We start from the raw sequence: 25,589 nt of genomic DNA, 5'->3' as shown, positions 1-25,589 counted from the left end.
CTGGCTAATTCAAGATGAAGAAGAGTTTTTGAGCAACAAACATCAATAAATAAATTGATGAAAGTAAATAAATAACTGGTCTTAAATAAATCCTGAGCCTGGAGTATCATTGGTTTATTGATGAATGAGCAAGGGGGAAAATTGACAAGTTTTTCAAGTTCAGCAGTAAACTAGCTATTATGTATTAGCTAGAGGGAGTAATATCAAGTATTTTGATTAATCCCCGACCAATACGTTCAATCATTTCGCTCCTCGAAATTGCCCGTTCTTGACTTAGCTTATCTAATCCATCTAAAGCAGTTTGGGTAATACCAATGGACACACATTTTTTGATTTCCGAATAATGTTCTGGTTGTCCGCGCTTTGATTTTATTCCCTTACGGATAGGCTTCCTTTGATGCTCTTTTCTTGAGCTTTTCTTGGTTTTTAATTTCGGAGATTTGGGGTGATTAATATTATTCATTGGTCAGATTAGATGGTGAATTAATTTGTTGACAGTTACATCATCAAAAAACAATAGATAACTGTTAATCTGCAAGTAAAGGAGTAATAAAACAATCAGCCAACCAAATCTTTTTTACATATTTAGTGGCTACCACAACCTGCTGTTTTTATTGCTAGTTAAGCAATCTAAACGGCAGCTAAGTAATAAAAAATCAGGCTGTTAATCAGCCTGATTAAAAAATACATGAAGGTAGTAAAGAGGCAGCAGTTTGTCGGAATCAGTTAAGAAATATTAAGTCCACTGCCAATGTATGTAACCTAATATGTCTACAACTCCTTGAACACGTTGCCGTTTTCTGGTTTTGCGCTTGTGATGTGGTTGTTCACCCACTGAAATTTCTTTTGCTTTGTAGGGTTGTCCTGTCTGCCAATATAAATCGTCAATATAAGCTGTTTTAGCTGCTTTTAATGCCTGAGTATATTTATCCCAAAGCTCCCCAAATTCCCAATGCCGTGGTCGCAATGCCAAAATGAAATTACCGTACCACTGATAGTTTTCCAGAAACTTTAGGTATTCTTGGTTTTGTTGTTGATACGTTCCCTGCTCTTGCTTGTTCTTGTTCTGTTGGCTTTCGGGCTTTTTGGTTTGCTCCATCCAAGGGTTTTGTTCTAATAGACGAATACGTTTGTTCAAGAAATCCTCTTGTTCCTCGATAGACAACCACTTAGTTTCTGAAGAAATTGGTTCTGGACAAGCCGGTCCTAGATTCCAAGTGTCGAGGAAAGCTTGTTTTTGAATTGAGACAAATAACTCCAGTGGATTGTTCTTAAATGTATCATCAATATTAGGTTCAACCATTTGGCGAATGTATTTTTCTCCCTCTTTGATGAGTTGATATTCTGCTAAGTCAACGTTGGTGATGAGCTCCAGATTGCGAATGCTAGTTTCTGGGAGGTATTGGGAAAATAATCCATGCTCTTCTAGAGGGTTGGGAATTACACCTAAAAGTTTATGAGCAAATAGCACTCCTCTAGCTTGATCAAAATAATGGTTAGTTTTCAACCAATAACCTTGGTTCTCGTTTTTAAGTTTGACTTGTACTTGCATTGGAATTTCACCAATCGCCTTAGCGATGGTAAAAAATTCCTTTCCTTGAGGGGTATCTGGAATGTAGATTTCGACAAAGGGAATAAAACGTCTTTCAATCCGCAATAGCTCATCTTCTTCTTTGGCACGGAGTTTCCAGGCTTCTAAGCGGGATTTAATTACAGGCAATTGCCGACGCACTTGTTGTGGAGTTGGAAATAGATATTCGGGAGTCAAGATGAGTGGCATATCTTGTAAGGCTTTTGGTCTTTTAAACGTAGACTTTAACTGTTCATGAATTTCTTCTTCAGTCAATTTCTTGGTTTCATAATGATTTTTGTAATAATGCATATCATCCTCATCATGTGAAACCAATTATTCTATCTGGGGCCATCCAAAAAATAAAATGCCCTGTTGCGAACTATTTTTCCAGTGGCTATTGGAGTGCTTATGTATTTTATTGGTAGTAAATTTTGATGGCTGTGAGCGTAAATTCAATTTTTGCTCAAAAAACTTGTTCGTGAATTATTGCGTACTGTGCGAAATTTTTGTTCCACAAATTTACATGAAATTACCACAATTTGCCAAGGATTTACCACGTTTTGCCAAGGACTTTAAATGGCTTCCTGTTCAGAAAACAGAATTTACCACGAAAATTACATGAATTGCCATAGAAATTACATGAAATGCCAAGGATTTACCACGAAATTTACATGGCATACTTATACGTTTTTATTACTCATTTTTTGACTATACTGAGAGGAGAAATTGTGAGTATTAATTGTTTTTAATTTGTTTGCTTGTGCTTAAACAGCAAGTTTTTCTGCTGTTGTCGTTGAGGATAACAGCAGTCATGACAGCATATTGTCGGCATCACCTGAAGTTCAGATCAGCTACCAAGTGTTGAGCGGTTTAGTTGGAAGAACTTATCAAACGCGTGCTTGCTCTCATAGGGAGAGCGGATCTGACTGCAACACAATTGATCACGTTCAGTATCATGTTTAGGCTTTGGGCTTGAGTTGCTTAACAGCCTTGCGTTCAGTAGGGGTTAACTCCGCCCACACTGCTGCTTTAAATTCATCAGTCCATTCTTCTAAAAATGAGTCAATCATTTCCCAGGACTGGTCTGCAATACACTCCCTAATCAGTGCTGCATTCGCCCACACATTTCTCACTGCATCTTTTTCTGTAACTACCTGCTGTGGTTCGTCGGTTGTAGGCTGTGGTTCTTCAGTAGATAATTCTTGTTCTTCATTTTGTGGGCAATTGTCGTCAGTGGTTGTTGTCGGCAGCAGTGATGAATTTTGTCGGCGGTTGTCGGTGGTTGTCGGCGGTAAGTCGGAAATGCTGTTGTCATCAGTGGTTGACGGTGGAATGGCTGAATTTTGTCGGCGATTGTCGGCATCTGTCGGTAAATTTGTCGGCAATATGTCGGCACTCTCAACATTAGTATTGGCAATGGTTTCAGCCAATGACTCTAATTTTGTCGGCGTTGTCGGCGTTGTCGGCGAAATTATAGATAAATTTTCATCGGGATTTACTACTGGATTCACCACACTGGGGTTAACCACATTTGGATTTACCACACTGGGGTTAACCAATAAATTGATGTCGCCGACATTTTTATCACTGACAATCAACTCACTCTCATCCAAGACTTCAAAAATCTCTGAAAAATCGCCGACATTGCCGACATTTTTCAACTCGATTGACTCAAGCCCCGTATTTTCAATGCCTTCAGGGTTTTTAATTATCGCCGACATTTCGCCGACATCTGCCGACATTTTTTGAGGGTCAGGATTCAAAACTACTGATATATCTGGCTTGTGTGTATTTTTAGCCTTCGCCAACAAATCGCCGACATTTTTTTTGGAGCGAAATTCTAACTTTGTTCCACTCCCCCGTAACTGGCCATAGCCCATATCTTTGGCTTTAATCATCAGTTCTCTAATTTCTGCTGTCTTCATCCGTCCTTTAGCTGTTTGGTTGCGGCTAATCTCTCTGGCGTTTAACCATCCTTGTTCCCCTAGTGACTGCCGTTTCATGGACAGGGTAATCATGGCCAGGATTGCTGACTGTGTAGTTTCCCCGGCAATCTGTAAATGCACTGCCTGAATCTGCTGTAATAAATGCTCCACAATGTCGGCGGCTTGTTTCACCCGATTTAAGGGAATAACTGTGGGCGGTGTACCACAATACGGGTCTGAAAGTTCATGGATGAGATGCAGGTTGAGTGATAGTCTGCCTAATAGCCCTTTGCATTTTTTGAGGAATTCTTTTAATGCCCCATTAGGTAATCTGGCTGCCTCATACTGCCATTTGGTGTCTACTTCCCGGAAATACTTATAAGCTTCACCTGTAATGTGATAAGTCTGGGGCTGACAATCAAGTATGGTTTTGTAGAGTCCTTTGACTATGCCGGTGACATCAATGCTTTGGGCGTTTTCTTCGGGTAATAGTCGAATGGTTTCGGGCAAGATGGAGAATGTAAACCTGGGTAGGAGTCCATCACTAGCCCCTAGCTGAAAATATTTGTCCAGTATGGTTGGTTGTAATCCCCCTAGCCAAGCGGTGTTACTTTTTTCTACAAAAATATTTTTAGACACCTTGGCTTCGCTAAAACCATCGCCGTCATACAGGCTTAAAAATTCTTGACGGTCGTTGCCCTGTCCCTGTTTATATTGATTAAATCCCTTAAATAAACCTGATAGTTCGTCAACTACGTTCAGGATGGAGTAATCTGGGGCTTTGGCGATGTAATCTTTTAAACCTTCCAGAGTAGCACCGGTGAGATACATTTTGTTAATTGGTGGTGGTGGTTCTGGTTGGGGTGTTGATTGGTCGGATTGTTGCCAAGCGGCTAAAGAACGCTCGTACTGTTGTGATTGCTCTGCAAAGCGTTTCTTTTCGGCTTTTCTGAGAGCATTCAGGGGTTTTTTGACTAGGGAGCGAAAGATAATGGATTTACCAGAACCGCTATCGCCGACTAGGGCATGGTTGATGGCGGGGTTTTGATAAAATTCGTTGTGTTTATTGCCAATCAATACTTGTGTGCCAATCAGGTGAGTTGCGCTGATGACGCTGATCAGGGACATCATTAATGATGTTTGGGGTAGTGATTGGTTGATGCCGAACAGCATTAAGGCTGTGGCTAGTTTGGTGGGGAGGAATTTTCTGATGTCTAGTTCGAGGTTGGCACAGTCGAGAAGTTGTTGAATGTCTTCTTTGATGATTTCGTCTTCTTCGGCTGTGCGATATTCGGTTTCGACATCTTTGAGGAATCTATCTAGTCTAAGGGGGTAATATTTTTTGTTAACCTCTGTCTTATAGCGGCTTAATCCTGATTTTGATGTGCCTGATTCCAGTAATTGGATGTACTCGGCTTTGAGGGCATCGTAGGGAATGTTAACGGTGGGGTGTAGGACAACATTATCGGGTTTGTTGGCTGTGTCGTTGGGGGTGCTGGAAGCGATCGCATTTTGTGTAGTGCCTGCGATCGCCTGTGTTGTCTGTTGTGGTTTGATGTTAATGTTCTGGTGACGTTGCCATGCTTTGATGCAATTATTGAGCGCGTCATCAGTCAGTGTGGCTGATGGATTGCTTTTTTCGGCTGATTTCCAAATCCGATCTGCGTCTCTTGCTGATAGAGGTGGGGAACATCTAGCGCAATAATCATCAAATAGTTGCCTAGCGTCACCCTCGAATCTATAGCCCAGATGGTTTAATCTGGCTGCTGTGCCAATTAAGTTCCGGGCAAGTTTGGCCCCGTTATCATCCCGGCTTCCTTCCCCGACACCATGATCTATTAAATCTCTGTCGTCTTTGGTTAAACACTGGTACAAGGGTATGTCGTCAGCGAGTAGTGTTGCTGTGGTAGGGGTGGATTCATTTAAGAAATATTCGATTATCCAGGTGGGACAAAAGGCAATCTCGCAATCTTGGGGAGAGTTTACCCATTTATATGAGCCTGTTTCTGGGTGGACTGATGGCGGTAAAACACTTTGGCATCCATTCCAGCGCAATTCTAGAAGCTGGTCTTTACCGTCGTCACCTTTTACCCCAGTGTTAATTTTTTTGGTTTCGATGACTGACCAATATTCTTGGGGTACTCGCACCAGATATTGGCATCTTCCTGGTTTACCTGATGTGAAACTGACGGTTGTGGGCAATCCACCTAGTTGATTTAACTTTTCATGGGCTGCTGTTCCATCTGCGTCTACAGCTAAAATCCCTTTTGACCATTTACCAGTTCTGAGTCCGTAACCTTGGGGATAGCACTTGCGCTGTTTTCCATCTTTACTTATTACTGTGTCGCCGCTAGAGATCAACCCTGCTAATTGCTGGCGACTGATTGGGGTTTCCTTGTGCCAATCGGTGCGGTATGGATTCTTATTGCCTAAAACTGGTGTTAATGCCCAGTCTGCGGGTATGAGTTTTAAGCCTAGAAGCAGTTGGGGTGTGAAGTCGTTGGAGGTATTGGCGAATTGTGCAACCATTACGCGATACCTCCCTGAACGGTATTTAATTTTTGACCATTGTTGAATAAACAAATTGGTGATTTTTGACTTTGAGCCTCGTACTGCCCTGTCAGTTGAATTAGTGGAAGTTTAGATTTGGTAGTAATCACAGATTTTCCCCTGAATACTTGTTGTTTGAGTATTGGAGGGAGTTATTGCGCTGCTAATCTGTAATATCTACGGATTGTGCTGTTTTACTTACGTTTGCCGCATTTAGGCTAGTTAAATAACAATTTAATGACTTTTCTTCTGAAAATATGCCAGCAGAAATTTCAAAATTGCCACAGCAACTCATATAATATGAGTAAGCAGCGCGGAACAATCTCTGTTGCCAATTAGTGGTTAGAGCTTGCAACTTCGTTCCACTTCTTTGGTCGTTAAGAGATAAACCCCGCTCTCAGATATTGAAATCTTTAATTTTGACCGTCTGGCAAAGTGTTTACTACTTAGTAGCACTTTGTCTTTTTAATTTTTAGTGCTGTTGTATATTTACCTCCATTACACGCTTAATTTACGTTCTTGCTTGATCTTACAGAACTTCTGTCAGTCTTAGTGTCTAACAAGACCTGATTTTTTACTTGAAATTACTTAATAAAAGTTGATAGTTTTTCAAGAAATTGAGGTTCTATATGTTGTCTTGATTCATGTTACCTCTCCTCACCTGCCAAAATGGGAGTAATAACAGGATTCTCATTTATTATATAGCTCTAAAACTCGAAAATCTAAGCGGAATTTTTCTTGCCTCTTTTTGTAAGCCAGTCTTTAATCAAATCCCTGATGACATCTTCCATGACTAAATCATCTTCCGTGCAAGCAAGTTTAAAAGATTTGTGAACTTCTCGTGGCACTCTGGCACGGACATAAACAGAATCATCTTTATTGGTTGATGGTCTTCCTGGTTTTTTCTTATCCTCCATAGCTCAAATACTCATTAATTAATTTTCTTAATTATCGCTAAAGTATAAGTAAATATCATTTTCGAGTATTAGAGTATTGGAGTTTTCGAGCTATAGTAAATATGTAAGCCAAAAACAGCCACCCAACAAAGGCAATAGAAGCCAGAAAGTGATGTTTAGGCTTACCAAAAACTGGATGTGTAGATTGAAGGCGATTCAGCCTGTAAATTCTCCAAAGCCAGAAAGATTAAGACTTTTACTAACCATCAGAACCATGACAACCACATACACCAATGACAAAAATTGGCTCGTTCAGGCTAACTTGCTTGCCAATTCTGGGATAAATGCCCTAATTGCAGGTAAAGACCCTGGTGCTGGGTATGGCAAGGCAACCTATGGTGATTTTTGTATCATGATGCCTGCCGCTTACTCAGTAGTTCGCAACCGCAACAACCAACTTCACGAAACCATTTCTAAAGATGGGTGCTGGGTGCGTTATGTAGAAGGTTCACGCAAAGACTTAAAGGACACTCAATTTTTTTGGGGAACTGCGGCGATCGCACAATCTGACCACACCCTACTGCATGAGGACAAAGCCAAAAAAGCAGAACTGGCATTAGAAAGCATCCTTGCAGACTTGGCAGTTCTGAATGTCCCAGATGGTATGAAACTTTCAATCAGCTTGAGCAACCACAACCCAGAACGCTGGGGAGGAGAAATCAAGCGCAGAGTCCAAGGTACTCACACCTTCCAACACAAACACCCCGTTAATCGAGAAATTATCACCAAAACAGTTGAGATTGTAGTCACAGGTATTTATCCAGAGGGCTTTGGAAGTATCGCCCATTGCTTATTCGGTGAACCAACCCTAGCCCTAGAAGAATCAGAAATTGCCATCGCCCTTGATATCGGTTCATCCACTTGGTTGATTACCGTATTTAACGGCAATGGTGCAGTCATAGACCGTCACCTGATTGAAGGTGGATGTGGTGAACTGCACTCCATGATCGCAGAAGCATTAGACAAACGAAACGACAAAGTAAGTCTGCTATCCAAGGATGTCAAACATTCACCTTCTTTAGTGAACAAAGGAATTTTGGAAGGAACTTTAACTTACGGAGGAAATCACCTCACAGGTCAGAATTTTCAGGCTGAATATGCCCAATGTTTAGATGATTGGTGGGCTACCAGGATTGAGAAATTCGCTAACTTTGTCACCTCTGGTAATTACCTGGATAGAGCTAAAAACCTTGTGGCTTGGGGTGGTGGTGTTGCTCTGCCAGTAGTGGATCAAAATCTCGCAGGCTTAGGCTTTGTAGTCTTACCAAATCCCCAATTCATCAATGCCTTTGGACTGAAATTATTAACAGAAAACTCAATAGGAGTGTAAACAAGTGGCTGATAAAACGTCCTATGAATCTCGGCGTATAAGCATCTCGTACTTAGCAGTTTATGAATTGTGCCAAATGTTTGGTATTCCTCAAGATGCACCAACACAGGCACTATCAGCAGCAGTAGAGAAGTTGATTTTTCAGGGTGGGGTCAATTTACAAACACTACCAAAAACTCAAAATCACGCATCTACACCAACAGCAATTCAACCGAATAAAGCAGGAATAGCTTCTATGGCTAATCAATTTAAGGGGGTAGCCTCATGAACAACTTAAGCAGAGTTCATGACAGCACTTGGTTATCGTTTACGAAAGTGTACCAAATCGACAGAACGCTTTACCAGTATCGCTATAAAACAGGCACAATCCAAGCACCACAATTTATATTCAGACCACTGGCAGGACAACGAAAAAAAGCAGATTTAAAGCTGAATTACAAGGCTTTAACTACTCGTTGTTATGAAGTTGAAGGAGTCACCACAAAGAGTTCTGTACTCAGCCAAGAATCACTGCAATTATCAATATTTTGATGAGGTGAATTATGAGTAATCAACCACTACCAGAATTGATTGCACAAGCCCAACAATTACTCACCCAAATCAGACAGCATCCCCAATTTCTAGCACTGCAAATTGATGCAGATGTCACAATCGGCGACGTTACCCAATTTCTCAATGCCCTTGGGTGGGAAGCAACAGCTTGTGCTGTGGATGTATCAAGAGAAGGTTTTTTTCAGTGATGGGAGAGCGATCGCCGGAAGCCGACCAAAGCAAGGCGATCGCCCTCTAGTTGCACAGGTACAACATACGGATTCTAGCAAGATGAACAACGAGAATCTATTTATCGCCGCATTAAACACACTTACTCAAAGAGGATGCCCTGCTGAATTGGCACAAGAAGCAGCAGAGATAGTGGCCAATGATGATCCATACCAGCCAGATTTAGGCAGAACACCAGAACAGCAACAAATCATTCGAGAAGCACTGCCATACTTACAATCTGGAATCTATGACCAGTTTGAAACGATTGACGAAACACCAAACCCGCTAACACATGGACAGTTTTTAGGGAATTTTGGGGGAGAACTACCAGACGAAACGATTTGGAGACTTGGGGAAGGTGATTCGACAGCACTAAACGATATCACTGATGACGCAACTAGAGACAAAGCTGGCAACATCTTCACAAGACTAGAAGAACTAGGAGCGTGGGAGTAATGAACCGGACAGTAAAACTTAAACTGGATGCACCTATCACCTATGCTGCCTTACATTCCCTAAGTGGCATCAGCCAAGAAACCATATTTCAAGCCCTTGACGGCAATGAGACAGCCGCCGCCGAGGTCGCAGACTTCCGCATCCAACAAACCCAACGCGCCCAAAACGCCAAAGCCGTATTTGGTAATCTCAGCCAAGGGTTAAAAGCAACTGAAACAGTCATGGCAGAAGAAACCCAGTTTCTCACCGCCGCCGGTACTAGCATCAACAAAATGGCTGATGGTTGGTCACAGGTGAGAGTTAGCGACGCACGTTTAGGCTATGGTCTACAGCAAAAAGTGATTGCATCTGATAACCAACTGGCCCAAGAACAGTTTCGACATGGGCGGACACTTAACTTATTGGGTGAATCGCACCGTGCCACGCTCAGAACCATTGAGATTGATGCAACCAAGGCACAATCTCAACTTTGGCAACAGGTCAAGGACAAGCATCAAGGACTTTCACCCACAGACCGAGCCAAAGAAACCCTAAAAGATATTCACAGACACGGTTCTAACGCTATGCGCTCTGTGAAAGGTTTCTTCAGACGGTTGATTGACTAAATCTAAATCAAAGCCCAGGTCTAGCACCTGGGTTAATTTCTTCCCAAAGGTGTTCCTATGTTGACCAACAATCAAAAACAAACACCAATTTACTTTGATGCAGAGATTGTAGACGATAGTTTACAGCCTGTAGACGGTGAACAGTACGACTCTGAACTTTTACAACAGGCGATTGCTGAAACTGACAGCAGTATCACCATCATTCAAGGCATTGCCCAAGGTGCATTTCTAGCAGGATTGCAAATCACATCAACCCAATATCTCTACCTTGCTGGCAGCATTGGACTATTCCCCGCCGTCATTGCAGGTTTACCCGTTGGGGCATCGTTGGCGGCTACCCTCTGCTACTTGCGATTTCACAACAGCATCATTCCCCAAATCAGCGATCGCCAGAAATTTGGCATTGGTGTAATTCGCTCTGCCACCCTGGCAGCTAGTTCATGGAAGTTAACAGGTGATGCCCAAGACATGGACACAATAGCCCGTAACAGTTTTTATACCGTAACTGAACAGGTAAAAGCCTATGAGGGCATCAAGAAACCAAAGGAAACTAATTACGGGTTATTTCTTGGGTTAGCCGCAGTTATTTCTGTTCTCATATCTTTCTACTGGCGTAAAAAATGAAAGACGTAAAACCATCAGAACTTAACCAGCGTCGTTATAGTTTGCCACTGCGTCTAAATCTGCTGATGATGGCATCGGTAGTAGGCGCGGTGATTTGTGTTGTAGTAGGACATTTAGGGGATGGCATAGCCAAAAAAGAAATATGTTTTTACCCAAAATCAGCCAGGATACACGATGCACCGCTAGAAGCAGAGGGAGACACAGAGCGTTTACTTTTAGGTAATAAGTATTGTAGGTACGAACAGAGATCGCAAATTCCCGAACCATATTTAAAGGCTAACCAGTACCGCACCAGCAACCCCAACTATAACGAGTGGGCATTTCTCCAGCATGAAAGCCTGTACGTATTTCGCTCACTGCCAGCCGATAACCCGTTTAAGATTCACTTTGGGATAGGGGCGATGGTGTTGGGGGGAATCGGTTTGTTTTTGACGAATAGAGCCAAAGACTATCTCAGCGACATTAGACCCCACTACCGCGCTACTAAACAATTTGAAGGCGTAAAAGCGTCTTACAGTGTAAAACTTGGTGAGCAATTGTTAGACCTTTCTGGTAACGAACTACTGAAATACTTGCGTGGTATCAAAATTGCTGAGGCCAGACAACAGTTTATCGCCAGCATTACCCCACAGCAGCAGATAGCCCTACTCATGGCGATGTCAGCTGATGATTATTTTGACTTTGGGCATTTACTAGATGGTGGGGCAAGTTTTTCTAAATTCGAGCCACAGCTTCAACCAACCGCACAGCTACCACATGGCACACCTGGAACTGTAACCGAACAAGTACAGCAGCCAGTTATCCCACCCAACAGCAACACCGCATGGGTGCAAAACCTCATCAAACAAACTGCTTTAATTTGGGGCAACCAGGGCGGCGGGAAGTCTTGGCTAGCTCGTTACGTCGTCAAACAGAAAAAACAGGCAGGCTACAGGGTGATTGTCCTTGACCCTGACAGTAATAAAGCAGAATGGCGAGGGGTTGAAAGTTATCACTCTTGGGAGGATATCGAACAACAAATCCGCGATTACGTTGAGGAATTGGAACAACGGTTAAAAACCTTTAACAATTCATCCTTAAGTGAAGAGCAATGGCGGCAGAAACTTTGGAGCGAGGGCAAAGCAACAGCCCTAATTTGTGAGGAAGCAACCACCTACGGCGACTTTATTAAGGATGAAGAATTACTATCAAAATTTGGGAAGCTGGCACTGACTAAGAGTCGCAAGCAAGAGATGCCTTTAACTGTGGTTGCTCACAACAATACCCAGACTTGTTTATTTGGAATTAAAGGCTTACATAATCTCGTTTCTAAAATGCTCCAAGTTGAATGTTTGGCACAGGTAGATCCAGTTACACTACAGCCCAAATCTACGGGTAAAGCTAAGGTCAAACTCGATAGTTCCAACGAATGGATATTAGTTGAACTGCCCACAATGACTGCAAAAATCTCTGATTTTAGTGAGAATGTGCCAGCAGAATTTTACGCGAATCCACCCATAGATAAAGCGACATTGGAACGCATTTATGAACTAGAAATCAATATTGGTGAGCAGGCAGGTGAAACCCAAAATCCACATAAAAAACTATCACCCCAGGCGCAAAAGTTATATGAATATCTCACCAGAACTGAACGAGTAGAGGCTGATGTAAGAGAGTTTAAAAGTAACTTTAAAGTCAACGGTGAAAGATTCACTGTGGAGCAAATCAAGGGCTGGATGTATGAAATTGTGGGTGCTGATTTAGCAGACTGGATAGGCGAGGGTGTTATCAAGCTCAATCAAATTTGACTGCAAAGGGTGTCTGGTGTCTGCCCCCAAAACGCCCCTTTTTTTGCGGACATTGGACACCAGACACCACAGACACCGAAGCCTGAAAGCCTTATATAGCCTAGACACCAGCAGACACCAGCCTAGACACAAGCGTGTCTGATCCGTGTCCGCTAGACACCAATAATAAATCCCCAATAAATAGCCATTTATTATTAGAGAATTAACACAATTATGCTGAAAATTGTAATTGTTGAACAATGTTCTTGAGATAAGAAAACCGTTTTCCCGACTAATGCACCGAGCGATTATTCCTCGGTGAATGAGAAACATTTACGCTCTTAGATATCCAGTCTAGCCGGACATTAGCCTTAGTCTATCAAGTGTCTAGACAGATTTAGGAGTGTGGGTAGAGTTCTCCTGAATCCTCGGACTGCCGCAACTGCTGAGCGCAATAAGAGCAATAATACTCTTCGCCATCCCAGTAGACAGGATTACCGCAAATGTTGCAATGCTCAGTATCGCCACATTCTAAATTATTTTGCCAGTGCCAATTGCAGCGTAGAGATGTATCACTGATTATTTTGTTGTCTGCATCAATGGATGCGATGGCTTGTTCTTCTGCTTTCTGAAGTGAGTTGGCTTCTCCTTTCCAGAGCCTTTCTCCGAATTCAGTTCTGATAAATACTAGAAATTTCATAAAACTTGGATCTCAGCAGATGTTGTTATCAATAACAGCTATGTAAAATAACTCTGACTCTAAGATACTTGCCTTGGCTCGTAGCACCACTTCTACTATGAGATATAGTGCAGATTTTTCTGAAAATATTTTTGTCTGTATAAAGATATTTTCAACTCTGCCTGATGGTAGAGTTATGAATTTTGACCACAAATATTTTTGCCAATACTAAAAGCTAACTGAGCAAAACTTTTACACCCCATTACCAGACTTGAAACACATTTAGCTCCAGGCTAAATTTTATGACAAAACTGACTTGACTTGCTGCACAAATATATCATAATCAATAGGCTTGAGAATAATTCCTACTACATTTTCATCTGTAGATAATCCTTCGGTGAATCCAGTGAGGAACAAAACAGGAATATTCAACTGTAAATCTTCTCGAATGTAGCGAATCACATCATGTCCATTCATATCGGGCATTATTACATTTAAAATCAATAAATCATAAGAATTACTTCTAATTTGATTAATTGCCTCTCTCCCATGATGTGCGACATTGATACTATAACCTTCTTGTTCTAGTATCAGGTGGATTAATTCAGTATTGTCAGGGTTATCATCGCACACCAAAATATTTTTGCTCACTTGATTAGGCTCGGCGGTTGAAGACATAAATTGAACCAGAATTTTTCAGGAATTAGTTATGGATAATATCAACCGAATCATCTTAGAACATCTACGTTATGGAGAAAAAACTGCTGGAGAATTAAAGGATCTGTCTGATTGTAGTTACAGCATCCTGGATCAAGCCTTACAAACCCTCATTGATGCAGAAGAGATTGAAGCAGGGTGGAGTAATGACAATTTACCTGTGAGAATTTACTTCCTGAAGCGCAAGGAAGAATCTGTTCCCTTTTGGAGAAGAGAGCGATTTCTTAACAGATAGGTGGTAATTATAAGTAAATCTGGGCTTGTCAGCCCTCAAGTCATATCAAATCAGGAAATTTCTTCCCTCTAATTACAAATTCTTAGCTACCATAGTGCTGCTCACTTATTAATACAGTTCATGACTTTACTAGCCAAAGTGAAATCTGATAATTTCCCCAACTAATTATGATTAAAGTCAATCAAATCCAACTTGAAAAAAATTTAACTAATGTTAACTACCCACTCAGCAAATACGATTTGATTAAGTATGCTGAAGAAAAAGGTATTGATGAGAAAATTCTCCGAGCCTTGAAGCAGTTGCCTGCAAAAGAGTATGCAACACTTGATGATATCAGCCATTCTCTAGACACAAGTGAGTAACTACTTGAAAAGGCTAATTTAATCGACAAAAATGCTGATGGGTACGGTGATTCTTCTTCTTCAATTGCTTATTCCTGTTAGACACGACCCATGACAGACGAACTACATGAAATACTCCTTGATATTATTCAGCGATGGCTAGAACAAGATAGTGATCCATCTAGTTGCCGACTATTAAGCCGTACTGTTCTTGCCACCGAGTTGGTCAGGCTAAAAACCGTTTACGAACAAGAAGAAACGACTTATCAAGATGCTAGTTTTCAAGCAAGCAAACGCTGGCAGCAATCACTGGAACTCCGGGCTAGTCATAGTGAAGAATTAGTCAACGTACCATTCCTGGCACAAATAAAAATCAAGTACGGTCTAGAACGCCTAAAAAAGCTAATTGATAGTAATACTTTAGTAACTTGTGCCGACTGGTGTAAGTTGCGTGGATGGACAGATTTATTTGTGCATGAAGGACGTTTCTGGGCTTTTCCTCCTAGTGCCGTACTACCCCTGCCAATCTTTGAGGCTTCTTGTTACTTGGCTATGTAGAGGCGATTTAACTTGATATATCCTCATGCTTTTGGTAGAGGATAGCTGTCACTGTGGTAGCCATGCTGTTTAATAACAACTATTTCTTCTCACTTTTTTCTTTGTGTTGAATAGAATTAAATTTTTCCTCTTAGGATTAATCCCAGGACTCAAGAGTGATTACTGGGCAGAAATTACCACCCAATACCCTCACTGCATCTACTATTTTGGGCCTTTTCAAACTTTTGTGGAAGCGAAAGCTGCTAGTCCCGGATACGTTGATGACCTCTCAAGCGAGGGGGCTTTAGGCATAAAAGTCGTTGTTAAACGCTGCCGTCCTGATGTATTGACGATTTTTGATGAACAAGTGAGCTAAGTAACTAACAATAGCGACGGTAAGGCATTCAACCCCTGATTAGCTCAACGCACACCGCCTAAGCTTTGGCGGTGATTGTCACCTGGGTAGTGTCCACTCTCTTGGTGTCATCTACTTTGGTGGCTACATCTTTGAGAGAATTTAGGATGTACTGGCTTGGCACAGAACCCTTGAGGACAATAGTGCTACCATCTTGACAGATTTGTAGAGTTTCAATTTCATCTATAGTGGCGATGGCTGTAAGCGCAGTTGGCGATCTCTAATTGGCGATGGTGATCGCTTGCTGGGTAAAATAAACATCATAGCTAATTTTATGCCCTTGATGAAGGTTTTTGCACCCCCTAGTACCCGTTCCCAAATGTCTTTTTTAGGCTGTTGATAGCTACTAGCTTGTCGCGCTTGGTTAATGTTACGTGTACTATCGATGAAATTGATCACAGCATCAAAAATAGCTCCCACGATTGGCTTTGTTGTGGTTTTAGCAGGTAAAGCTATATTGGGTGCATTTTGGATGAGATGAATTAAATGTGATCGCATTTTGCCATCAGCAACATTCCCTCGTTGATAATTGATCACAATGGATGCTGCACTAGGATTAATACGGACATCTTTAATCCTAGAATCTGATGCTATTAGTTGCTGAAGTTTATTAGCATACTCAGAATCTCCACCAAGGCGAGGAATCCGAAAACGTATACGCCCTGGAATTGCATGGGCAACAGTATATGATATCTTTGGCGTTGCATCTGTTTGATTAACTGAGTTTTTAGTATTTTTCTGATGCTGTTGTTTATGCAAATTGCTAGTAGCATTCTGGCCAGAATGAGGCAGTTTTTTAGAAGTCATGTTCTTAGATTTCAGTTAAATCAGAATGAATTTTGTCGCCTAAAACCTGCATCAATCCTTTAGCAATTATTACACAAGTAACACCAGCTTTCGCTAAATAATCAACAACCTTAGATACTGTTGCAAGTCACATCTAATGCACAAAATTCTAATTAGTTTTTACCTATTTATATTAATCAATTCACCCGTTGCTATCATCTTACTAGGGACAGGTAATGATGGCGATCTAACTCAGCATTAAACATAAATACTAATACTTTTATTTAGAAAATATAGATATGCTGAGTTAGATAGTTAACAAAGGACAATTATAAAATCTTGCTGTAGCCACAATAAGTTGGTCAAACGGGTCGCTATGGAAGCCATTCAATTGAGTTGAATCAATTACTATCGGCAGGGATAAATTTAATAGTTGTACGCCAGGGTAGGCTAAGGTAACTTCTAGCCATTTATCAATAGCCAAAGGTAAAATCAGTCTGTTTTTTCTACTAATTTGGCTACTTGGGGTAGATATAGCGTTGCTGACACTGGGGGCAAACTAAACCGTGTAGTTTAAAAAACTGCTAGTGTTTAGAGGTGAGATTTTTTATAAAGTCTTGTCCTGCAAGAGTTTCAAGCTTTTGACATGATGGGGCGATCGCCAGTGGGAGATAGTGGCAATGTCAGGATCATTTTTTGCCTGTTTTCTACCCCAAAGAATAGATAATACTTTGGGGTAGAAGGGTTATGTTATAAGCTACAAATCTATAACCACAAGGGTTTTAGGGACTTTAACTTCAAAAAGACTCTAGTTTTTAGCTAGAAGAATTGTAAATAAAGTTAATAAATACTTGTGCTTTTGTAGCTATACACACCCAAGATTTGAACTCTTGCGTGATTTTTACTGAAAAGTCTGAAACCTATGCACAGCAGGAGTTTATAGACGAGCTTGACTAAATCAGACGCGTCATTATTAAACTATACAGTTTAGTTTGCCCCCAGTGTCAGCGACGCTATATCTACCCCTCCCAGCGCGATTCTAGTTCAGCCACCCGTTGCGACAACTGTTGTATTGAAGCATTGCTATCGATATCAGCACTGCTATCAAGGGAGCTTACTAAATCTTGGATGCCTTGCAGCACCTCGTAGGTGCGCCCTTGCCTGTGCAATCGAGATAATTCCCGTACAGCCTCTTTTAAGGCCACAGGAACGCGGAGCATCTCGCTGGGCGGCGGTTTTTTGCTTTGTTTTTTTTGTGTGGGCATGGTGATATCTAGATTGATATCGCTATTGTAGTCCCAAACCAAAGCTCACCCAGGGGAAGAGACGGCATGAGAAACACCGGGTTCGTTTACCGTCAAATTACGCACTTGCTCGTCAATCCTTACACTTCCAACGCCTTAAATTTCTCCTCTACGTCCGAAATTATTGTCAGATGATTGACAAATATTCCCCAAACCCCTTCCCTTGCCTATCACAGACATAGTGCGACAATATAGCTTTTCACACTACTTAGCGTAATAAATACAATAAACAATTAAGATGTAGATCGAATATTAACCCGCGCGCCCTGGACAAAACAACAATGACACCCATTCACCCAGAGAACTTGAGTGTTCTAGAAAATTCGCTCTCCTTGGCGATCGGTGAAGACTTTTCTTTAGAGAATGACCCTGATGTGATTGGGCAGCTGATTGGGGATAAGCGATCGCTCAATACTAAGCGCGAATACCAGAAAGACCTGAAAGATTTCTTCTTATTCGTCGCCAAAAAAGAACCCAGCCGGGATTTAGTGTTAGAGTTCCTTCACCTGGAACAGCGTCACGCCGTTGCTGTGGTTCTCAAGTACAAAGCGCACCTAATTAAGAGAAAGCTGGCTGAAGCTACGGTGAATCGTCGTCTTAGTGCTATCAAGTCGATGGTGGAGATGGGGCGACGGCTGGGTGTCTGCAATTTCTCCTTGGATGATGTCAAAGGTGAAAGGGTCGAAACCTACCGGGACACTACAGGTATTGCCGCTACTGATTACGCTAAAGTCATTGCGTTGGTTGACCAGAACACCCAAAAGGGCAAGCGCGATTATGCCATTCTGCGGTTACTTTGGGATAATGGCTTGCGCCGCAATGAAATAGTCAACTTAAATGTGAGTGATTTTAACCCCAAGGATAAAACGCTCATGATTTTGGGTAAGGGCAAGGGTAGCCAGAAGGATATTCTTGACTTATCGGACAAAACCACATCGGCGATCGCCGGTTGGATTAAAGCTTCTAAGAAAAAACGTGGCAGTGACCCGCTTTTTACAGTGCTGGCATATCACAAAAATGGCGCGAGATTAACTGGAGAGGCAATTAGGCGATTGGTGGATGGGTTATGTAAGCAAGCCGGAATTACTAAGAAGATGTCGCCCCATCGTGTCCGCCACAGTGCGATTACTACAGTTTTGGATCTGAATAATGGTAACTACCGGGCAACGCAGCGATTCAGCAGACACGCCCAAGTGCAGACGGTACTGAAATATGATGATAACCGCCAGCGTTTGCAAAAGCAGATGAGTGATTCAATATCAGAATTGATTTAGTAAGACTTAAGAATTTAGATATTGTCAATTTGAAATTTTCGAGGATTTCTCAGAAGAAAATGATTGTCAACTTTGACTAAATCACCTGTGCAGTGAATCCGTAAACGTTCCTGATAAGCTTTAATAGCTAAGATATAATCATGGTCAGTTAGTTCGGTTTTTATTTCTTGTAATTTCTCAAAAATTGACCCAAGTAAAGTAATTTCTCCACTCAATTTATCAAGAGAAGGAGTAGCAATTTGCATGACTACACCAAGAACCGTGAAGTTGGGATAGTTCGTAATAAATTCGCTTAAAATATCAACTTGGTCACGATTTTCTACTGTCGATAATATTTTCAATATATCGCTGATTCTTTCGGCATAATCTCCTAAATTATGTTGGAGAGGTAGCAAAATTTCATATTCAGGAGCCGCATCTTTTTTTAGTCGCCAAATTGAACCAGCATCATTATAAATACGTCCTGTCTCGTGCCAGCCTGTTGCTTGCAAGTGTGCCTGTATCACTTCAGGGTTAACGGTTTTGAGGATTTGACTGTCTTTAATAGTAACTTTCATGGCAATCCTCCAAAACTAATACGTTGAATGATGGCTTGGAGTGCATCAGGTGTCAACTGATTACTACGGGGTATTTCAATAGTAACATTGGTTGTGTTTTCGGTGTCTGGCATCCCGCGCAAGGATATCCAGTAAGCACAATATCGAAGGCATAGTTCTTCTTCTGTTTGTTTTATCCAATCTGTTATTTTTTCGGGAACTAAAACAACTACTAAGATTCGAGGGACAAGAGCATTGATTTTTAAATCATTATAATTTTTGAGATTGAGGGGATATTTAATATAGTTTTCCTCAAGAATCTCTCTGGCTGTACATTTTAGTTGTAGTTCTAGTCTAGGAGAAAGGATTTTACCTGTGCCACCTCTGCTAACTATGCCTAAATCTACGCTGTCGTTATCAACTTCTGGTCTATATAAAGAATAACCTGCAACGGCGGCGATGGCTCTAACATAGGTAATGCTAAATTGTTCTTTTTGTTGATTGATGTCCATTAAATTATCATCAGGGAATGTTTCATAGAAAAAAACAGCACATACTATTGATAAATTTACCTAAATTAGCCGTAATTATTCCTAGTTACGATTAATTAGAGCAAACTGCACCCAGCAGCGATCTCCCAGTTCTGGGGGAAAAGTCACCACAAAGCGGTAAACTGTCTACACTGGACGTGTATAACCAAGTGTAGAAATGGCAAAAGTTGAACGGGAGTCAATCAACTTCAAACTGCCCAAGCCTTTGGTTGAGGCACTTAGAGCCACAGCTAAAGAACGCAACACCACCGCCACAGATTTGGTGATTCAGGGTCTACGTTACGTCCTGGGTGAAGTAAATGGTATGGAAACTGATGTAGAAACCCGTCTGCATCAACTAGAAGCAGAATTAAACCGTCTTACCAGTGGTATAGAAAGCAGTGTGGAAAATCAATTAGGGCAACACTCCCACCGCTTAAGCAGCTTAGAACAAAAGCTAGAAGCGATGGCAACCAAGCTAGCACAATTAGAGGGCGCACTTAATGCAGGGCAGCGCTACAAAAGTCCAGCCAGAAGACAAGGTTATGCTTACAACAGCCAAGTTCCTCAATCGCTAGAACTTCAGCCATTCCTAGCAGAGAATTTAGCTAAAAGGTTGGGAGTAGATACAGCAACCCTGGCGCGTGAGCAAAAAAATAAAAGTCAATTTGAATTTGAAAGCTGGAGCCGCAATCGAGATCCAAGCAGTACAGCGTGGCGCTATCAGGATGACGGGCTTTACCATCCCATCAAGTAAACTCCAATCGAAAGCGAATCAGTGGGTTAACTGCGATCGCCCCTTCATCCTCCAAAACAGGTGCTAGACAAACCTATGTTACAACTGTATTATTGAAAATAACCTTAATTACAAATACTACAAGCCTTCAATGAGCCGCAGATTGTCCTTAACCATTAGTAGCGCGATACATTGCCGACCCAGCCAGGGTTTAGGCAGAGCCATCGTGCTGTTTGCGTTTGAGGGTACATATCGCTTTAGCTGCGGCGATAAATCCACAAGTGTAGACGTTTTGGAAGCAATTGCCGAATGGCTGAATCTAGATCAACTTATCCAAAGCGGGAGGTGCAAGTGTCTCATAGCACCAAAATAAGGCAAAAAGTATTAACTAGCTGACCCCCGCTTCTTTTCACCAGAGGCGGGGGTTATTTTTTAAGGAGTAAATCAAATTATGGAAGCTCAACCACCTTTTCAGCAACCACACATATTACAAAACTCAGTGGTGGTGTTCTCTAAGAATTACCTACCACTAGCACGCATCAACATCAAACGAGCAATCGTGCTATTAGTCACAGGTCAGGCAGAATCATTGAATTTTGGTACTACAAAGCAGTGGGAAGTGCGATCGCCCAGTATTGTACTACAAGTGCCAGAACACATCCGCTTGAGAGTTGGCAATCCCGAACGGCATTGGAAAGTACCGCCTGTAAACCGTCGTGAAGTTTTGAGGCGAGACAACCACACCTGCCAATACTGCGGTAGCACCAAGCATCTCACCCTTGACCATGTAATACCCCGCTCCAAAGGTGGACAGCATACCTGGGACAACGTTGTAACAGCGTGTGAAAAATGCAACTCAACCAAGAGCGATCGCCTGCCACATGAAGCAGGAATGGTACTGCACACCAAGCCCAAAGCCCCAATTCACCCAGCAGTTGCATTTGCTGAACAGTTCTGGAGCGCACAACGCCTGAGTGAAACTGAGTAATTTACTCAAACCCAATCACAGAGGGCAATACAGCCATTAAGCAACCCTTGCCCTCTCAGTTCTCAAAAAAGTTTGTAGTACGCCCTTGACACTTTGTATTACATTATGTAGTATAAATGTAGTGAAGCACTACAGCCCCTCCAAAAGGCAGAGAGCAAACACTTCTGAACCATGAAAACTTCATAGATTGCCACCCAACGTGGGGGTGTAGCTTAGTCTGGTTTAAAGCAGTCGCCTGTCGAGCGAAAGACCGTGGGTTCAAATCCCATCATCCCCGTGTAGCATTGCGTCCAGGTCGCCAAGTGTTTAAGGCATCGGCTTGCAACACCGACAATCGTGGGTTGAAATCCCCCCCTGGACTCCAAATATTGCAGTGTAGCTTAATGGCAAAGCCCCAAGCTCATAACTTGGTCAATGTAGGTTCAAATCCCACCACTGCGACCAAATGCACAGATGGTGTAATTGGCAACACTACAGTCTCCAAAACTGTTGTTCTGGGTTCAAGTCCTAGTCTGTGCGTTGCCGTGTCCTAACCGAAAAAGCTTACATACTCGCCTAATGGTAAGGCAACTGTCTCTTAAACAGTCTATGCAGGTTCGATTCCTGTTTATGAATCAACAGCTTTTTCAACTTACATAGCATACATGGTGCTGTAGGCAAATTGGTAAAGCCACCTGTCTTTCAAGCAGGAGAATGCGGGTTCAACTCCCGTCAGCACTGCCTTATGGGTCGGCTCACCTATTGGCGTGGGTAACTGTCTGTAAAACAGCCGCGTTCGCGTTGCTGGTTCAATTCCAGCCCGGCCTACCAAAAATGGAGAGTAAATCGATCAGGCGATCGGCGCTGTTTGCTAAACAGATGGGATTGCATCTGTGGTTCGAGTCCACTGCTCTCCGCCTTATGAGAACGTGGTGTAACTGGATAACACATCAGTCTACGAAACTGAAGAGTGAAGGTTCAAGTCCTTCCGTTCTCGCCTTATCCCCTGGTAGCTCAGTTGGTAGTAGCGTCTGTCTGAAGAACAGAAGGTCGTCAGTTCGATTCTGACCTGGGGGACTGGCACATTGCCCCATAGCTCAATGGCAGAGCAAGCGGCTGTTAACCGCGAGGTTTGTAGGTTCAAGTCCTACTGGGGCAGCCATTTATTGCAGGATGGACGATTGGCAAGTCGCCTTGACTCTGAATCAAGGAGAGGTTGGTTCAACCCCAACTCCTGCATCCAAATTTCAATGGGAAGTAGGCAAATAGGCAAAGCCGTCGCACTTTGAATGCGAAGTTTGAGGGTTCGATTCCTTCCTTCCCAGCCTATACTCCTGTAGCCCAATTGGAAGAGGCGGCTGTCTCAAAAACAGTCTATGTGTGGGTTCAAATCCCACCGGGAGTACTAACGGGATGTGGCGCAACTTGGTAGCGCGGCAGCTTTGGGAGCTGAAGGTTGTAGGTTCAAATCCTACTATTCCGATCATTTGCCCTTGTGACGAAACTGGCAAACGTGCTGGTCTTAGAAACCAGATTTTGTGGGTTCGACTCCCACCAAGGGTACTGATACTCCCGTGGCGAAATTAGTAAACGCTTCCGTTTGAGGGACGGAATTGTTGCTCTTTCTACTCCTGTCACCAGCTTAACTAACGCGATCATGGTGTAGTGGTAAACACCCTTGGCTTCCAACCAGGAGACACGAGTACCCTGCGGGAAGCAAGCTACGAGTCTCGTTGATCGCTCTGAACCTTATAGGTTCTTCAATGCGGATGTGGTGTAAAGGCAACACCGGAGTATGCCAAGCTCCAAATGCGAGTTCAACTCTCGTCGTCCGCTTTCATAGCCCTGTAACTCAGTGGGGAGAGTGCCTCTCTTACAAAGAGGAAGTCGCTCTTTCAATTCCTGTCAGGGCTACCAATTGATGGGAGTGTCGCCTAATGGATGGGCATCGATCTTCTAAATCGATTTGTAGGGGTTCGAGTCCCTTCACTCCTGCCACATGGGGTCATAGCTCTAACTGGCTAGAGCGCCTGTCTTGCACACAGGAGGTTAGGGGTTCAAATCCCCTTGGCTCCACTGATGGTGTCTGAAGCCAAAGCGGTCGCGGCGCTGGTTTGTGGAACCAGTCATAACGGGTTCAAGTCCCGCCAGACACCCCTAAATGGAAGATGCTGCTCAAGGGAGGGCAACTAGTCTTGAAAACTAGAGCAGGGTAATACCTGGGAGTTCGATTCTTCCATCTTCCGCCTTCCACCAGAAGCCGAAAAGTGAGGCGCTGTGCTGATAACACAGTCATAGGAGGGGCAGTACCTCCCTGGTGGATTATTTCTGCGATGCCTACGGCGGGTGGAGCCATCGCCTTCATTTGTGGTAGTTCATCCAGAAGACTTGATCGCAGCGCACCCAACACAAATGCACCAGTACCACAAGCTCTTTCAAGCATTAGAAAAGGCGATCGCAGTATTACACGCATCGCCTCATAAATACTGCAATACTGCATTACTGCATTACTCTTCAACTTCTTTCAGTGCTTCATCCAGCAGAAACCGCACAATTTCAACCTTTTTCCTACCTGTCTTCGCCGCCAATACAGACAGCTTACGGTGCATCGACTCAGTTAAATCCACAGTTAGTCTAATTGTTGGTTCCTTGGGAGTGGCTGGCTGGAGTTGGGACATAATACTAGGCTTGGTTGCTTGAGGTGTAGGTGTAGGTGTAGGCTGGGTTTGCGCTTCTGGCTGAGTTTGGTTTTGAGTTGTTGGTTGTTCTGGTGCTGGCTCCTCATCCTTCTCATCTTCCAGGTTCGCGTTCACTTGCGGTGGGAGAGTTTCCTTTGTAGCTGACTCACCATAAACAAACTCACGCGCCAGGGCATCATCCAGGGACTTTCGTTTTTTAGTCATTTGAGCATCCCCAAAATTTCTTTAAATAGTCGCTCATATTCCCGCCCTGATTCTGCTGCTGGACGGCCTGATAAATCCCAAATGGTTGCAGCTTGACCAAAGGTGTCAGCGATCGCTTGTTTTTGGTGAATCACCGTTTTCAGCACCGTTACCTCTTTTGTTTTAGATAACAGTGCGATCGCTTCATCGAGTAATTTTGTCCCTTTGACAGCACGGCTAACAAATATTGCTGCTTTGGGCGCACCACCACGCACTGACTGAGCTTGTTTAATCAGGCGAACAGCATCACTAGCAGATTGTAGGTCTAGACCTGTGGGCTGACAGGGAACCACAGCTAGGTCAGTCCTGAATAATATCGCCCTGCTAGCTTCAGATAAACCAGCTGGCCCATCCACAATCAGATAATCACACTTTTGCGCTAATTCTGGGATTTGCTCTAAGAGTTCATCGGGTGATTGCAGTACAGTAGTAGGAATCTCGCCACCTTCCATCGACTGGAGCCAAATGGAACTACTACGCTGGGCATCGGCATCTAGCAAGTGAACTTTGTGCCCCTTGCGAGATAACCAACAGCTGATGTGTACAGCAGATGTTGACTTGGAACAACCACCTTTTTGATTGATAAACGCAATTACTGACATACTTACTTAATTACTGCATTACTGCATTAATGAAAAAAATATCATAGTTCTGTAAGCTCGACCTTCCGACCGTCAGGATCAGTTAGCACCACCCGACGACCCCACCGACTGGAATGGATAGTAGGTAATACAGTATCGCTAATTTCTTGAAGTTGAGTAAGTACATGATCAATGGAGGCTACCCGAAAAATAAGCATAGTTGCACCACCTTGTACGGGTTGGGGTGCAGATCCCTCGGTTCCTGGATAAATTTCGATTGTACTTGTGCCTAACGTACAAGCATAATGAATCAACCCCTGACCGTGACACTCTTGCTCAAACCTCAGTCCCAAAGCTCTGTAAAAAAATAATGTACTCAGAACATCACCAGTTCTTAAAACTATCAGACTTAACTCAGGGTGAGACATTAATTTTACTGCATCACTGCATTACTGCATTAAG

Annotated in this window: 31 protein-coding genes and 22 tRNA genes; 39 read left to right on the top strand and 14 right to left on the bottom strand. The window is 42.7% G+C overall.

The features are described from left to right. Window positions 1-184: 184 nt before the first annotated feature. From CLI64_RS31810 to CLI64_RS29700, 4 genes are all read right to left on the bottom strand, one after another. On the bottom strand, window positions 185-463 hold the full coding sequence (locus tag CLI64_RS31810) for a hypothetical protein (protein WP_103140952.1): 279 nt from the start codon (window positions 461-463) through the stop codon (window positions 185-187). Between the two features lie 273 nt (window positions 464-736). Next, window positions 737-1,846, bottom strand: a complete 1,110-nt coding sequence (locus tag CLI64_RS29710) for a hypothetical protein (protein ID WP_225977637.1) — start codon at window positions 1,844-1,846, stop codon at window positions 737-739. A gap of 686 nt (window positions 1,847-2,532) precedes the next feature. Next, window positions 2,533-6,027 carry a DUF3987 domain-containing protein gene (locus CLI64_RS29705; protein WP_103140950.1) on the bottom strand — a complete coding sequence of 1,165 codons (3,495 nt, stop codon included), beginning with the start codon at window positions 6,025-6,027 and terminating at the stop codon, window positions 2,533-2,535. A gap of 743 nt (window positions 6,028-6,770) precedes the next feature. After that, window positions 6,771-6,965, bottom strand: coding sequence for a plasmid partition protein ParG (locus tag CLI64_RS29700; RefSeq protein WP_103140949.1), 195 nt, complete (start codon window positions 6,963-6,965; stop codon window positions 6,771-6,773). 253 nt (window positions 6,966-7,218) lie between these two features. Between CLI64_RS29700 and CLI64_RS29695 the strand changes: the two genes are divergently transcribed. From CLI64_RS29695 to CLI64_RS31805, 8 genes are read left to right on the top strand one after another with little or no spacing between them, the layout of a single operon-like run. Then, window positions 7,219-8,334 carry a ParM/StbA family protein gene (locus CLI64_RS29695; protein ID WP_103140948.1) on the top strand — a complete coding sequence of 372 codons (1,116 nt, stop codon included), beginning with the start codon at window positions 7,219-7,221 and terminating at the stop codon, window positions 8,332-8,334. 4 nt (window positions 8,335-8,338) lie between these two features. After that, window positions 8,339-8,602 carry a hypothetical protein gene (locus CLI64_RS29690; RefSeq protein WP_225977643.1) on the top strand — a complete coding sequence of 88 codons (264 nt, stop codon included), beginning with the start codon at window positions 8,339-8,341 and terminating at the stop codon, window positions 8,600-8,602. Continuing rightward, window positions 8,599-8,865 (top strand): hypothetical protein, encoded by a 267-nt coding sequence (locus tag CLI64_RS29685; RefSeq protein WP_103140946.1) that lies wholly within the window; start codon window positions 8,599-8,601, stop codon window positions 8,863-8,865. The genes CLI64_RS29690 and CLI64_RS29685 overlap by 4 nt, the downstream gene beginning before the upstream one ends. Before the next feature lie 11 nt (window positions 8,866-8,876). Then, on the top strand, window positions 8,877-9,074 hold the full coding sequence (locus CLI64_RS29680) for a hypothetical protein (RefSeq protein ID WP_103140945.1): 198 nt from the start codon (window positions 8,877-8,879) through the stop codon (window positions 9,072-9,074). Further along, window positions 9,037-9,552, top strand: coding sequence for a hypothetical protein (locus CLI64_RS29675; protein WP_225977642.1), 516 nt, complete (start codon window positions 9,037-9,039; stop codon window positions 9,550-9,552). The genes CLI64_RS29680 and CLI64_RS29675 overlap by 38 nt, the downstream gene beginning before the upstream one ends. Beyond that, complete coding sequence (locus CLI64_RS29670; protein WP_103140944.1) at window positions 9,552-10,157, top strand: hypothetical protein; 606 nt, start codon at window positions 9,552-9,554, stop codon at window positions 10,155-10,157. Before CLI64_RS29675 ends, CLI64_RS29670 begins: the two co-directional genes overlap by 1 nt. Before the next feature lie 57 nt (window positions 10,158-10,214). Beyond that, window positions 10,215-10,781, top strand: coding sequence for a hypothetical protein (locus CLI64_RS29665; RefSeq protein WP_103140943.1), 567 nt, complete (start codon window positions 10,215-10,217; stop codon window positions 10,779-10,781). Continuing rightward, window positions 10,778-12,568: an ATP-binding protein gene (locus CLI64_RS31805; RefSeq protein ID WP_103140942.1), complete on the top strand. Its 1,791-nt coding sequence runs from the start codon at window positions 10,778-10,780 to the stop codon at window positions 12,566-12,568. The genes CLI64_RS29665 and CLI64_RS31805 overlap by 4 nt, the downstream gene beginning before the upstream one ends. Before the next feature lie 376 nt (window positions 12,569-12,944). On the opposite strand, the gene CLI64_RS29655 is transcribed toward CLI64_RS31805, so the two are convergent. After that, window positions 12,945-13,247, bottom strand: coding sequence for a hypothetical protein (locus CLI64_RS29655; protein ID WP_103140941.1), 303 nt, complete (start codon window positions 13,245-13,247; stop codon window positions 12,945-12,947). Window positions 13,248-13,526: 279 nt separating this feature from the next. Continuing rightward, window positions 13,527-13,904, bottom strand: a complete 378-nt coding sequence (locus tag CLI64_RS29650) for a response regulator (protein WP_103140940.1) — start codon at window positions 13,902-13,904, stop codon at window positions 13,527-13,529. A 31-nt stretch (window positions 13,905-13,935) separates the two neighbouring features. Between CLI64_RS29650 and CLI64_RS29645 the strand changes: the two genes are divergently transcribed. From CLI64_RS29645 to CLI64_RS29630, 4 genes are all read left to right on the top strand, one after another. Beyond that, window positions 13,936-14,178, top strand: coding sequence for a hypothetical protein (locus CLI64_RS29645; RefSeq protein ID WP_103140939.1), 243 nt, complete (start codon window positions 13,936-13,938; stop codon window positions 14,176-14,178). A 167-nt stretch (window positions 14,179-14,345) separates the two neighbouring features. Further along, a complete protein-coding gene (locus tag CLI64_RS29640) occupies window positions 14,346-14,540 on the top strand; it encodes a DUF2795 domain-containing protein (protein WP_103140938.1) in 195 nt (64 codons plus the stop codon). Window positions 14,541-14,630: 90 nt separating this feature from the next. Beyond that, window positions 14,631-15,077: a hypothetical protein gene (locus CLI64_RS29635; protein WP_103140937.1), complete on the top strand. Its 447-nt coding sequence runs from the start codon at window positions 14,631-14,633 to the stop codon at window positions 15,075-15,077. A 103-nt stretch (window positions 15,078-15,180) separates the two neighbouring features. Further along, window positions 15,181-15,432 carry a DUF1816 domain-containing protein gene (locus CLI64_RS29630; protein WP_225977641.1) on the top strand — a complete coding sequence of 84 codons (252 nt, stop codon included), beginning with the start codon at window positions 15,181-15,183 and terminating at the stop codon, window positions 15,430-15,432. A gap of 222 nt (window positions 15,433-15,654) precedes the next feature. Here CLI64_RS29630 and CLI64_RS29625 read toward each other — a convergent pair whose 3' ends face one another. The 3 genes from CLI64_RS29625 to CLI64_RS29615 form a co-directional block, all read right to left on the bottom strand. Next, window positions 15,655-16,278 carry an HMA2 domain-containing protein gene (locus CLI64_RS29625; RefSeq protein WP_103140936.1) on the bottom strand — a complete coding sequence of 208 codons (624 nt, stop codon included), beginning with the start codon at window positions 16,276-16,278 and terminating at the stop codon, window positions 15,655-15,657. Between the two features lie 286 nt (window positions 16,279-16,564). Then, window positions 16,565-16,741, bottom strand: coding sequence for a hypothetical protein (locus CLI64_RS29620; RefSeq protein ID WP_308418393.1), 177 nt, complete (start codon window positions 16,739-16,741; stop codon window positions 16,565-16,567). Between the two features lie 535 nt (window positions 16,742-17,276). After that, window positions 17,277-17,477: a hypothetical protein gene (locus CLI64_RS29615; RefSeq protein WP_225977640.1), complete on the bottom strand. Its 201-nt coding sequence runs from the start codon at window positions 17,475-17,477 to the stop codon at window positions 17,277-17,279. A gap of 365 nt (window positions 17,478-17,842) precedes the next feature. Here CLI64_RS29615 and CLI64_RS29610 point away from each other — a divergent pair, with 365 nt between their 5' ends. Then, the gene (locus tag CLI64_RS29610) at window positions 17,843-18,835 is read left to right on the top strand and encodes a tyrosine-type recombinase/integrase (RefSeq protein WP_103140935.1); all 993 of its coding nucleotides are present in this window, start codon (window positions 17,843-17,845) and stop codon (window positions 18,833-18,835) included. 14 nt (window positions 18,836-18,849) lie between these two features. Here CLI64_RS29610 and CLI64_RS29605 read toward each other — a convergent pair whose 3' ends face one another. Next, on the bottom strand, window positions 18,850-19,392 hold the full coding sequence (locus CLI64_RS29605) for a hypothetical protein (protein ID WP_103140934.1): 543 nt from the start codon (window positions 19,390-19,392) through the stop codon (window positions 18,850-18,852). Continuing rightward, window positions 19,389-19,883, bottom strand: a complete 495-nt coding sequence (locus CLI64_RS29600; RefSeq protein ID WP_103140933.1) for a DUF4365 domain-containing protein — start codon at window positions 19,881-19,883, stop codon at window positions 19,389-19,391. The genes CLI64_RS29605 and CLI64_RS29600 overlap by 4 nt, the downstream gene beginning before the upstream one ends. A 196-nt stretch (window positions 19,884-20,079) precedes the next feature. Between CLI64_RS29600 and CLI64_RS29595 the strand changes: the two genes are divergently transcribed. From CLI64_RS29595 to CLI64_RS31065, 26 genes are all read left to right on the top strand, one after another. Continuing rightward, window positions 20,080-20,658 (top strand): hypothetical protein, encoded by a 579-nt coding sequence (locus CLI64_RS29595; RefSeq protein WP_103140932.1) that lies wholly within the window; start codon window positions 20,080-20,082, stop codon window positions 20,656-20,658. Between the two features lie 130 nt (window positions 20,659-20,788). Continuing rightward, complete coding sequence (locus CLI64_RS31090) at window positions 20,789-21,010, top strand: hypothetical protein (protein WP_157943345.1); 222 nt, start codon at window positions 20,789-20,791, stop codon at window positions 21,008-21,010. A gap of 78 nt (window positions 21,011-21,088) precedes the next feature. Next, window positions 21,089-21,625, top strand: coding sequence for an HNH endonuclease (locus CLI64_RS29590; RefSeq protein ID WP_103140931.1), 537 nt, complete (start codon window positions 21,089-21,091; stop codon window positions 21,623-21,625). A 201-nt stretch (window positions 21,626-21,826) separates the two neighbouring features. Beyond that, window positions 21,827-21,902 (top strand) — tRNA-Asp (locus CLI64_RS29585). An 11-nt stretch (window positions 21,903-21,913) separates the two neighbouring features. Beyond that, window positions 21,914-21,989, top strand: a tRNA-Cys gene (locus CLI64_RS29580). Between the two features lie 5 nt (window positions 21,990-21,994). After that, window positions 21,995-22,069: transfer RNA gene (locus CLI64_RS29575), tRNA-Ile, on the top strand. Between the two features lie 3 nt (window positions 22,070-22,072). After that, window positions 22,073-22,144: transfer RNA gene (locus CLI64_RS29570), tRNA-Trp, on the top strand. A gap of 25 nt (window positions 22,145-22,169) precedes the next feature. After that, window positions 22,170-22,237, top strand: a tRNA-Lys gene (locus tag CLI64_RS29565). 34 nt (window positions 22,238-22,271) lie between these two features. After that, window positions 22,272-22,345: transfer RNA gene (locus tag CLI64_RS29560), tRNA-Glu, on the top strand. 6 nt (window positions 22,346-22,351) lie between these two features. Continuing rightward, window positions 22,352-22,435 (top strand) — tRNA-Tyr (locus CLI64_RS29555). A gap of 92 nt (window positions 22,436-22,527) precedes the next feature. Further along, window positions 22,528-22,601 (top strand) — tRNA-Arg (locus tag CLI64_RS29550). Between the two features lie 6 nt (window positions 22,602-22,607). Beyond that, window positions 22,608-22,681, top strand: a tRNA-Phe gene (locus CLI64_RS29545). 9 nt (window positions 22,682-22,690) lie between these two features. Next, window positions 22,691-22,766: transfer RNA gene (locus CLI64_RS29540), tRNA-Asn, on the top strand. 5 nt (window positions 22,767-22,771) lie between these two features. After that, window positions 22,772-22,847, top strand: a tRNA-Gln gene (locus CLI64_RS31085). A gap of 8 nt (window positions 22,848-22,855) precedes the next feature. Beyond that, window positions 22,856-22,929: transfer RNA gene (locus CLI64_RS29535), tRNA-Gln, on the top strand. Between the two features lie 5 nt (window positions 22,930-22,934). Continuing rightward, window positions 22,935-23,009 (top strand) — tRNA-Leu (locus CLI64_RS29530). 4 nt (window positions 23,010-23,013) lie between these two features. Then, window positions 23,014-23,087, top strand: a tRNA-Pro gene (locus CLI64_RS29525). Window positions 23,088-23,093: 6 nt separating this feature from the next. Next, window positions 23,094-23,167 (top strand) — tRNA-Leu (locus tag CLI64_RS29520). Window positions 23,168-23,255: 88 nt separating this feature from the next. Continuing rightward, window positions 23,256-23,346 (top strand) — tRNA-Gly (locus tag CLI64_RS31080). 23 nt (window positions 23,347-23,369) lie between these two features. After that, window positions 23,370-23,440, top strand: a tRNA-Gly gene (locus tag CLI64_RS29515). Window positions 23,441-23,445: 5 nt separating this feature from the next. Further along, window positions 23,446-23,521: transfer RNA gene (locus CLI64_RS29510), tRNA-Val, on the top strand. Between the two features lie 6 nt (window positions 23,522-23,527). Beyond that, window positions 23,528-23,602, top strand: a tRNA-Arg gene (locus CLI64_RS29505). A 3-nt stretch (window positions 23,603-23,605) separates the two neighbouring features. Then, window positions 23,606-23,680, top strand: a tRNA-Ala gene (locus tag CLI64_RS29500). Window positions 23,681-23,686: 6 nt separating this feature from the next. Further along, window positions 23,687-23,760: transfer RNA gene (locus CLI64_RS31075), tRNA-His, on the top strand. 7 nt (window positions 23,761-23,767) lie between these two features. Next, window positions 23,768-23,850 (top strand) — tRNA-Ser (locus tag CLI64_RS31070). A 21-nt stretch (window positions 23,851-23,871) separates the two neighbouring features. Beyond that, a complete protein-coding gene (locus tag CLI64_RS31065; RefSeq protein WP_157943344.1) occupies window positions 23,872-24,087 on the top strand; it encodes a hypothetical protein in 216 nt (71 codons plus the stop codon). Between the two features lie 24 nt (window positions 24,088-24,111). On the opposite strand, the gene CLI64_RS29490 is transcribed toward CLI64_RS31065, so the two are convergent. Genes CLI64_RS29490 through CLI64_RS29480 form a run of 3 tightly spaced genes read right to left on the bottom strand, consistent with a single transcriptional unit; the run spans window position 24,112 to window position 25,555 of the window. After that, complete coding sequence (locus CLI64_RS29490; RefSeq protein WP_103140929.1) at window positions 24,112-24,507, bottom strand: CopG family transcriptional regulator; 396 nt, start codon at window positions 24,505-24,507, stop codon at window positions 24,112-24,114. Next, window positions 24,504-25,148, bottom strand: coding sequence for an AAA family ATPase (locus CLI64_RS29485; RefSeq protein ID WP_017655427.1), 645 nt, complete (start codon window positions 25,146-25,148; stop codon window positions 24,504-24,506). Before CLI64_RS29485 ends, CLI64_RS29490 begins: the two co-directional genes overlap by 4 nt. 41 nt (window positions 25,149-25,189) lie before the next feature. Beyond that, entirely contained in the window at window positions 25,190-25,555 is a 366-nt protein-coding gene (locus tag CLI64_RS29480) for a VOC family protein (protein WP_103140928.1), read from the bottom strand. Window positions 25,556-25,589 lie beyond the last annotated feature (34 nt).

Source organism: Nostoc sp. CENA543, from assembly GCF_002896875.1.
In the GTDB taxonomy this organism is placed as follows: domain Bacteria; phylum Cyanobacteriota; class Cyanobacteriia; order Cyanobacteriales; family Nostocaceae; genus Trichormus.
Note: the sequence above shows the minus strand (reverse complement) of the source record. Positions and strands in the feature narration are given on the sequence as shown.

Excerpts from the sequence above, each read along its gene's own strand:
- CLI64_RS31810 (WP_103140952.1), bottom strand. The coding sequence starts at position 463 with ATGAATAATATTAATCACCCCAAATCTCCGAAATTAAAAACCAAGAAA.
- CLI64_RS29705 (WP_103140950.1), bottom strand. The coding sequence starts at position 6,027 with ATGGTTGCACAATTCGCCAATACCTCCAACGACTTCACACCCCAACTG.
- CLI64_RS29700 (WP_103140949.1), bottom strand. The coding sequence starts at position 6,965 with ATGGAGGATAAGAAAAAACCAGGAAGACCATCAACCAATAAAGATGAT.
- CLI64_RS29695 (WP_103140948.1), top strand. The coding sequence starts at position 7,219 with ATGACAACCACATACACCAATGACAAAAATTGGCTCGTTCAGGCTAAC.
- CLI64_RS29685 (WP_103140946.1), top strand. The coding sequence starts at position 8,599 with ATGAACAACTTAAGCAGAGTTCATGACAGCACTTGGTTATCGTTTACG.
- CLI64_RS29680 (WP_103140945.1), top strand. The coding sequence starts at position 8,877 with ATGAGTAATCAACCACTACCAGAATTGATTGCACAAGCCCAACAATTA.
- CLI64_RS29670 (WP_103140944.1), top strand. The coding sequence starts at position 9,552 with ATGAACCGGACAGTAAAACTTAAACTGGATGCACCTATCACCTATGCT.
- CLI64_RS29665 (WP_103140943.1), top strand. The coding sequence starts at position 10,215 with ATGTTGACCAACAATCAAAAACAAACACCAATTTACTTTGATGCAGAG.
- CLI64_RS31805 (WP_103140942.1), top strand. The coding sequence starts at position 10,778 with ATGAAAGACGTAAAACCATCAGAACTTAACCAGCGTCGTTATAGTTTG.
- CLI64_RS29655 (WP_103140941.1), bottom strand. The coding sequence starts at position 13,247 with ATGAAATTTCTAGTATTTATCAGAACTGAATTCGGAGAAAGGCTCTGG.
- CLI64_RS29650 (WP_103140940.1), bottom strand. The coding sequence starts at position 13,904 with ATGTCTTCAACCGCCGAGCCTAATCAAGTGAGCAAAAATATTTTGGTG.
- CLI64_RS29645 (WP_103140939.1), top strand. The coding sequence starts at position 13,936 with ATGGATAATATCAACCGAATCATCTTAGAACATCTACGTTATGGAGAA.
- CLI64_RS29640 (WP_103140938.1), top strand. The coding sequence starts at position 14,346 with ATGATTAAAGTCAATCAAATCCAACTTGAAAAAAATTTAACTAATGTT.
- CLI64_RS29635 (WP_103140937.1), top strand. The coding sequence starts at position 14,631 with ATGACAGACGAACTACATGAAATACTCCTTGATATTATTCAGCGATGG.
- CLI64_RS29625 (WP_103140936.1), bottom strand. The coding sequence starts at position 16,278 with ATGACTTCTAAAAAACTGCCTCATTCTGGCCAGAATGCTACTAGCAAT.
- CLI64_RS29615 (WP_225977640.1), bottom strand. The coding sequence starts at position 17,477 with ATGCTCCGCGTTCCTGTGGCCTTAAAAGAGGCTGTACGGGAATTATCT.
- CLI64_RS29610 (WP_103140935.1), top strand. The coding sequence starts at position 17,843 with ATGACACCCATTCACCCAGAGAACTTGAGTGTTCTAGAAAATTCGCTC.
- CLI64_RS29605 (WP_103140934.1), bottom strand. The coding sequence starts at position 19,392 with ATGAAAGTTACTATTAAAGACAGTCAAATCCTCAAAACCGTTAACCCT.
- CLI64_RS29600 (WP_103140933.1), bottom strand. The coding sequence starts at position 19,883 with ATGGACATCAATCAACAAAAAGAACAATTTAGCATTACCTATGTTAGA.
- CLI64_RS29595 (WP_103140932.1), top strand. The coding sequence starts at position 20,080 with ATGGCAAAAGTTGAACGGGAGTCAATCAACTTCAAACTGCCCAAGCCT.
- CLI64_RS31090 (WP_157943345.1), top strand. The coding sequence starts at position 20,789 with ATGAGCCGCAGATTGTCCTTAACCATTAGTAGCGCGATACATTGCCGA.
- CLI64_RS29590 (WP_103140931.1), top strand. The coding sequence starts at position 21,089 with ATGGAAGCTCAACCACCTTTTCAGCAACCACACATATTACAAAACTCA.
- CLI64_RS29490 (WP_103140929.1), bottom strand. The coding sequence starts at position 24,507 with ATGACTAAAAAACGAAAGTCCCTGGATGATGCCCTGGCGCGTGAGTTT.
- CLI64_RS29485 (WP_017655427.1), bottom strand. The coding sequence starts at position 25,148 with ATGTCAGTAATTGCGTTTATCAATCAAAAAGGTGGTTGTTCCAAGTCA.
- CLI64_RS29480 (WP_103140928.1), bottom strand. The coding sequence starts at position 25,555 with ATGTCTCACCCTGAGTTAAGTCTGATAGTTTTAAGAACTGGTGATGTT.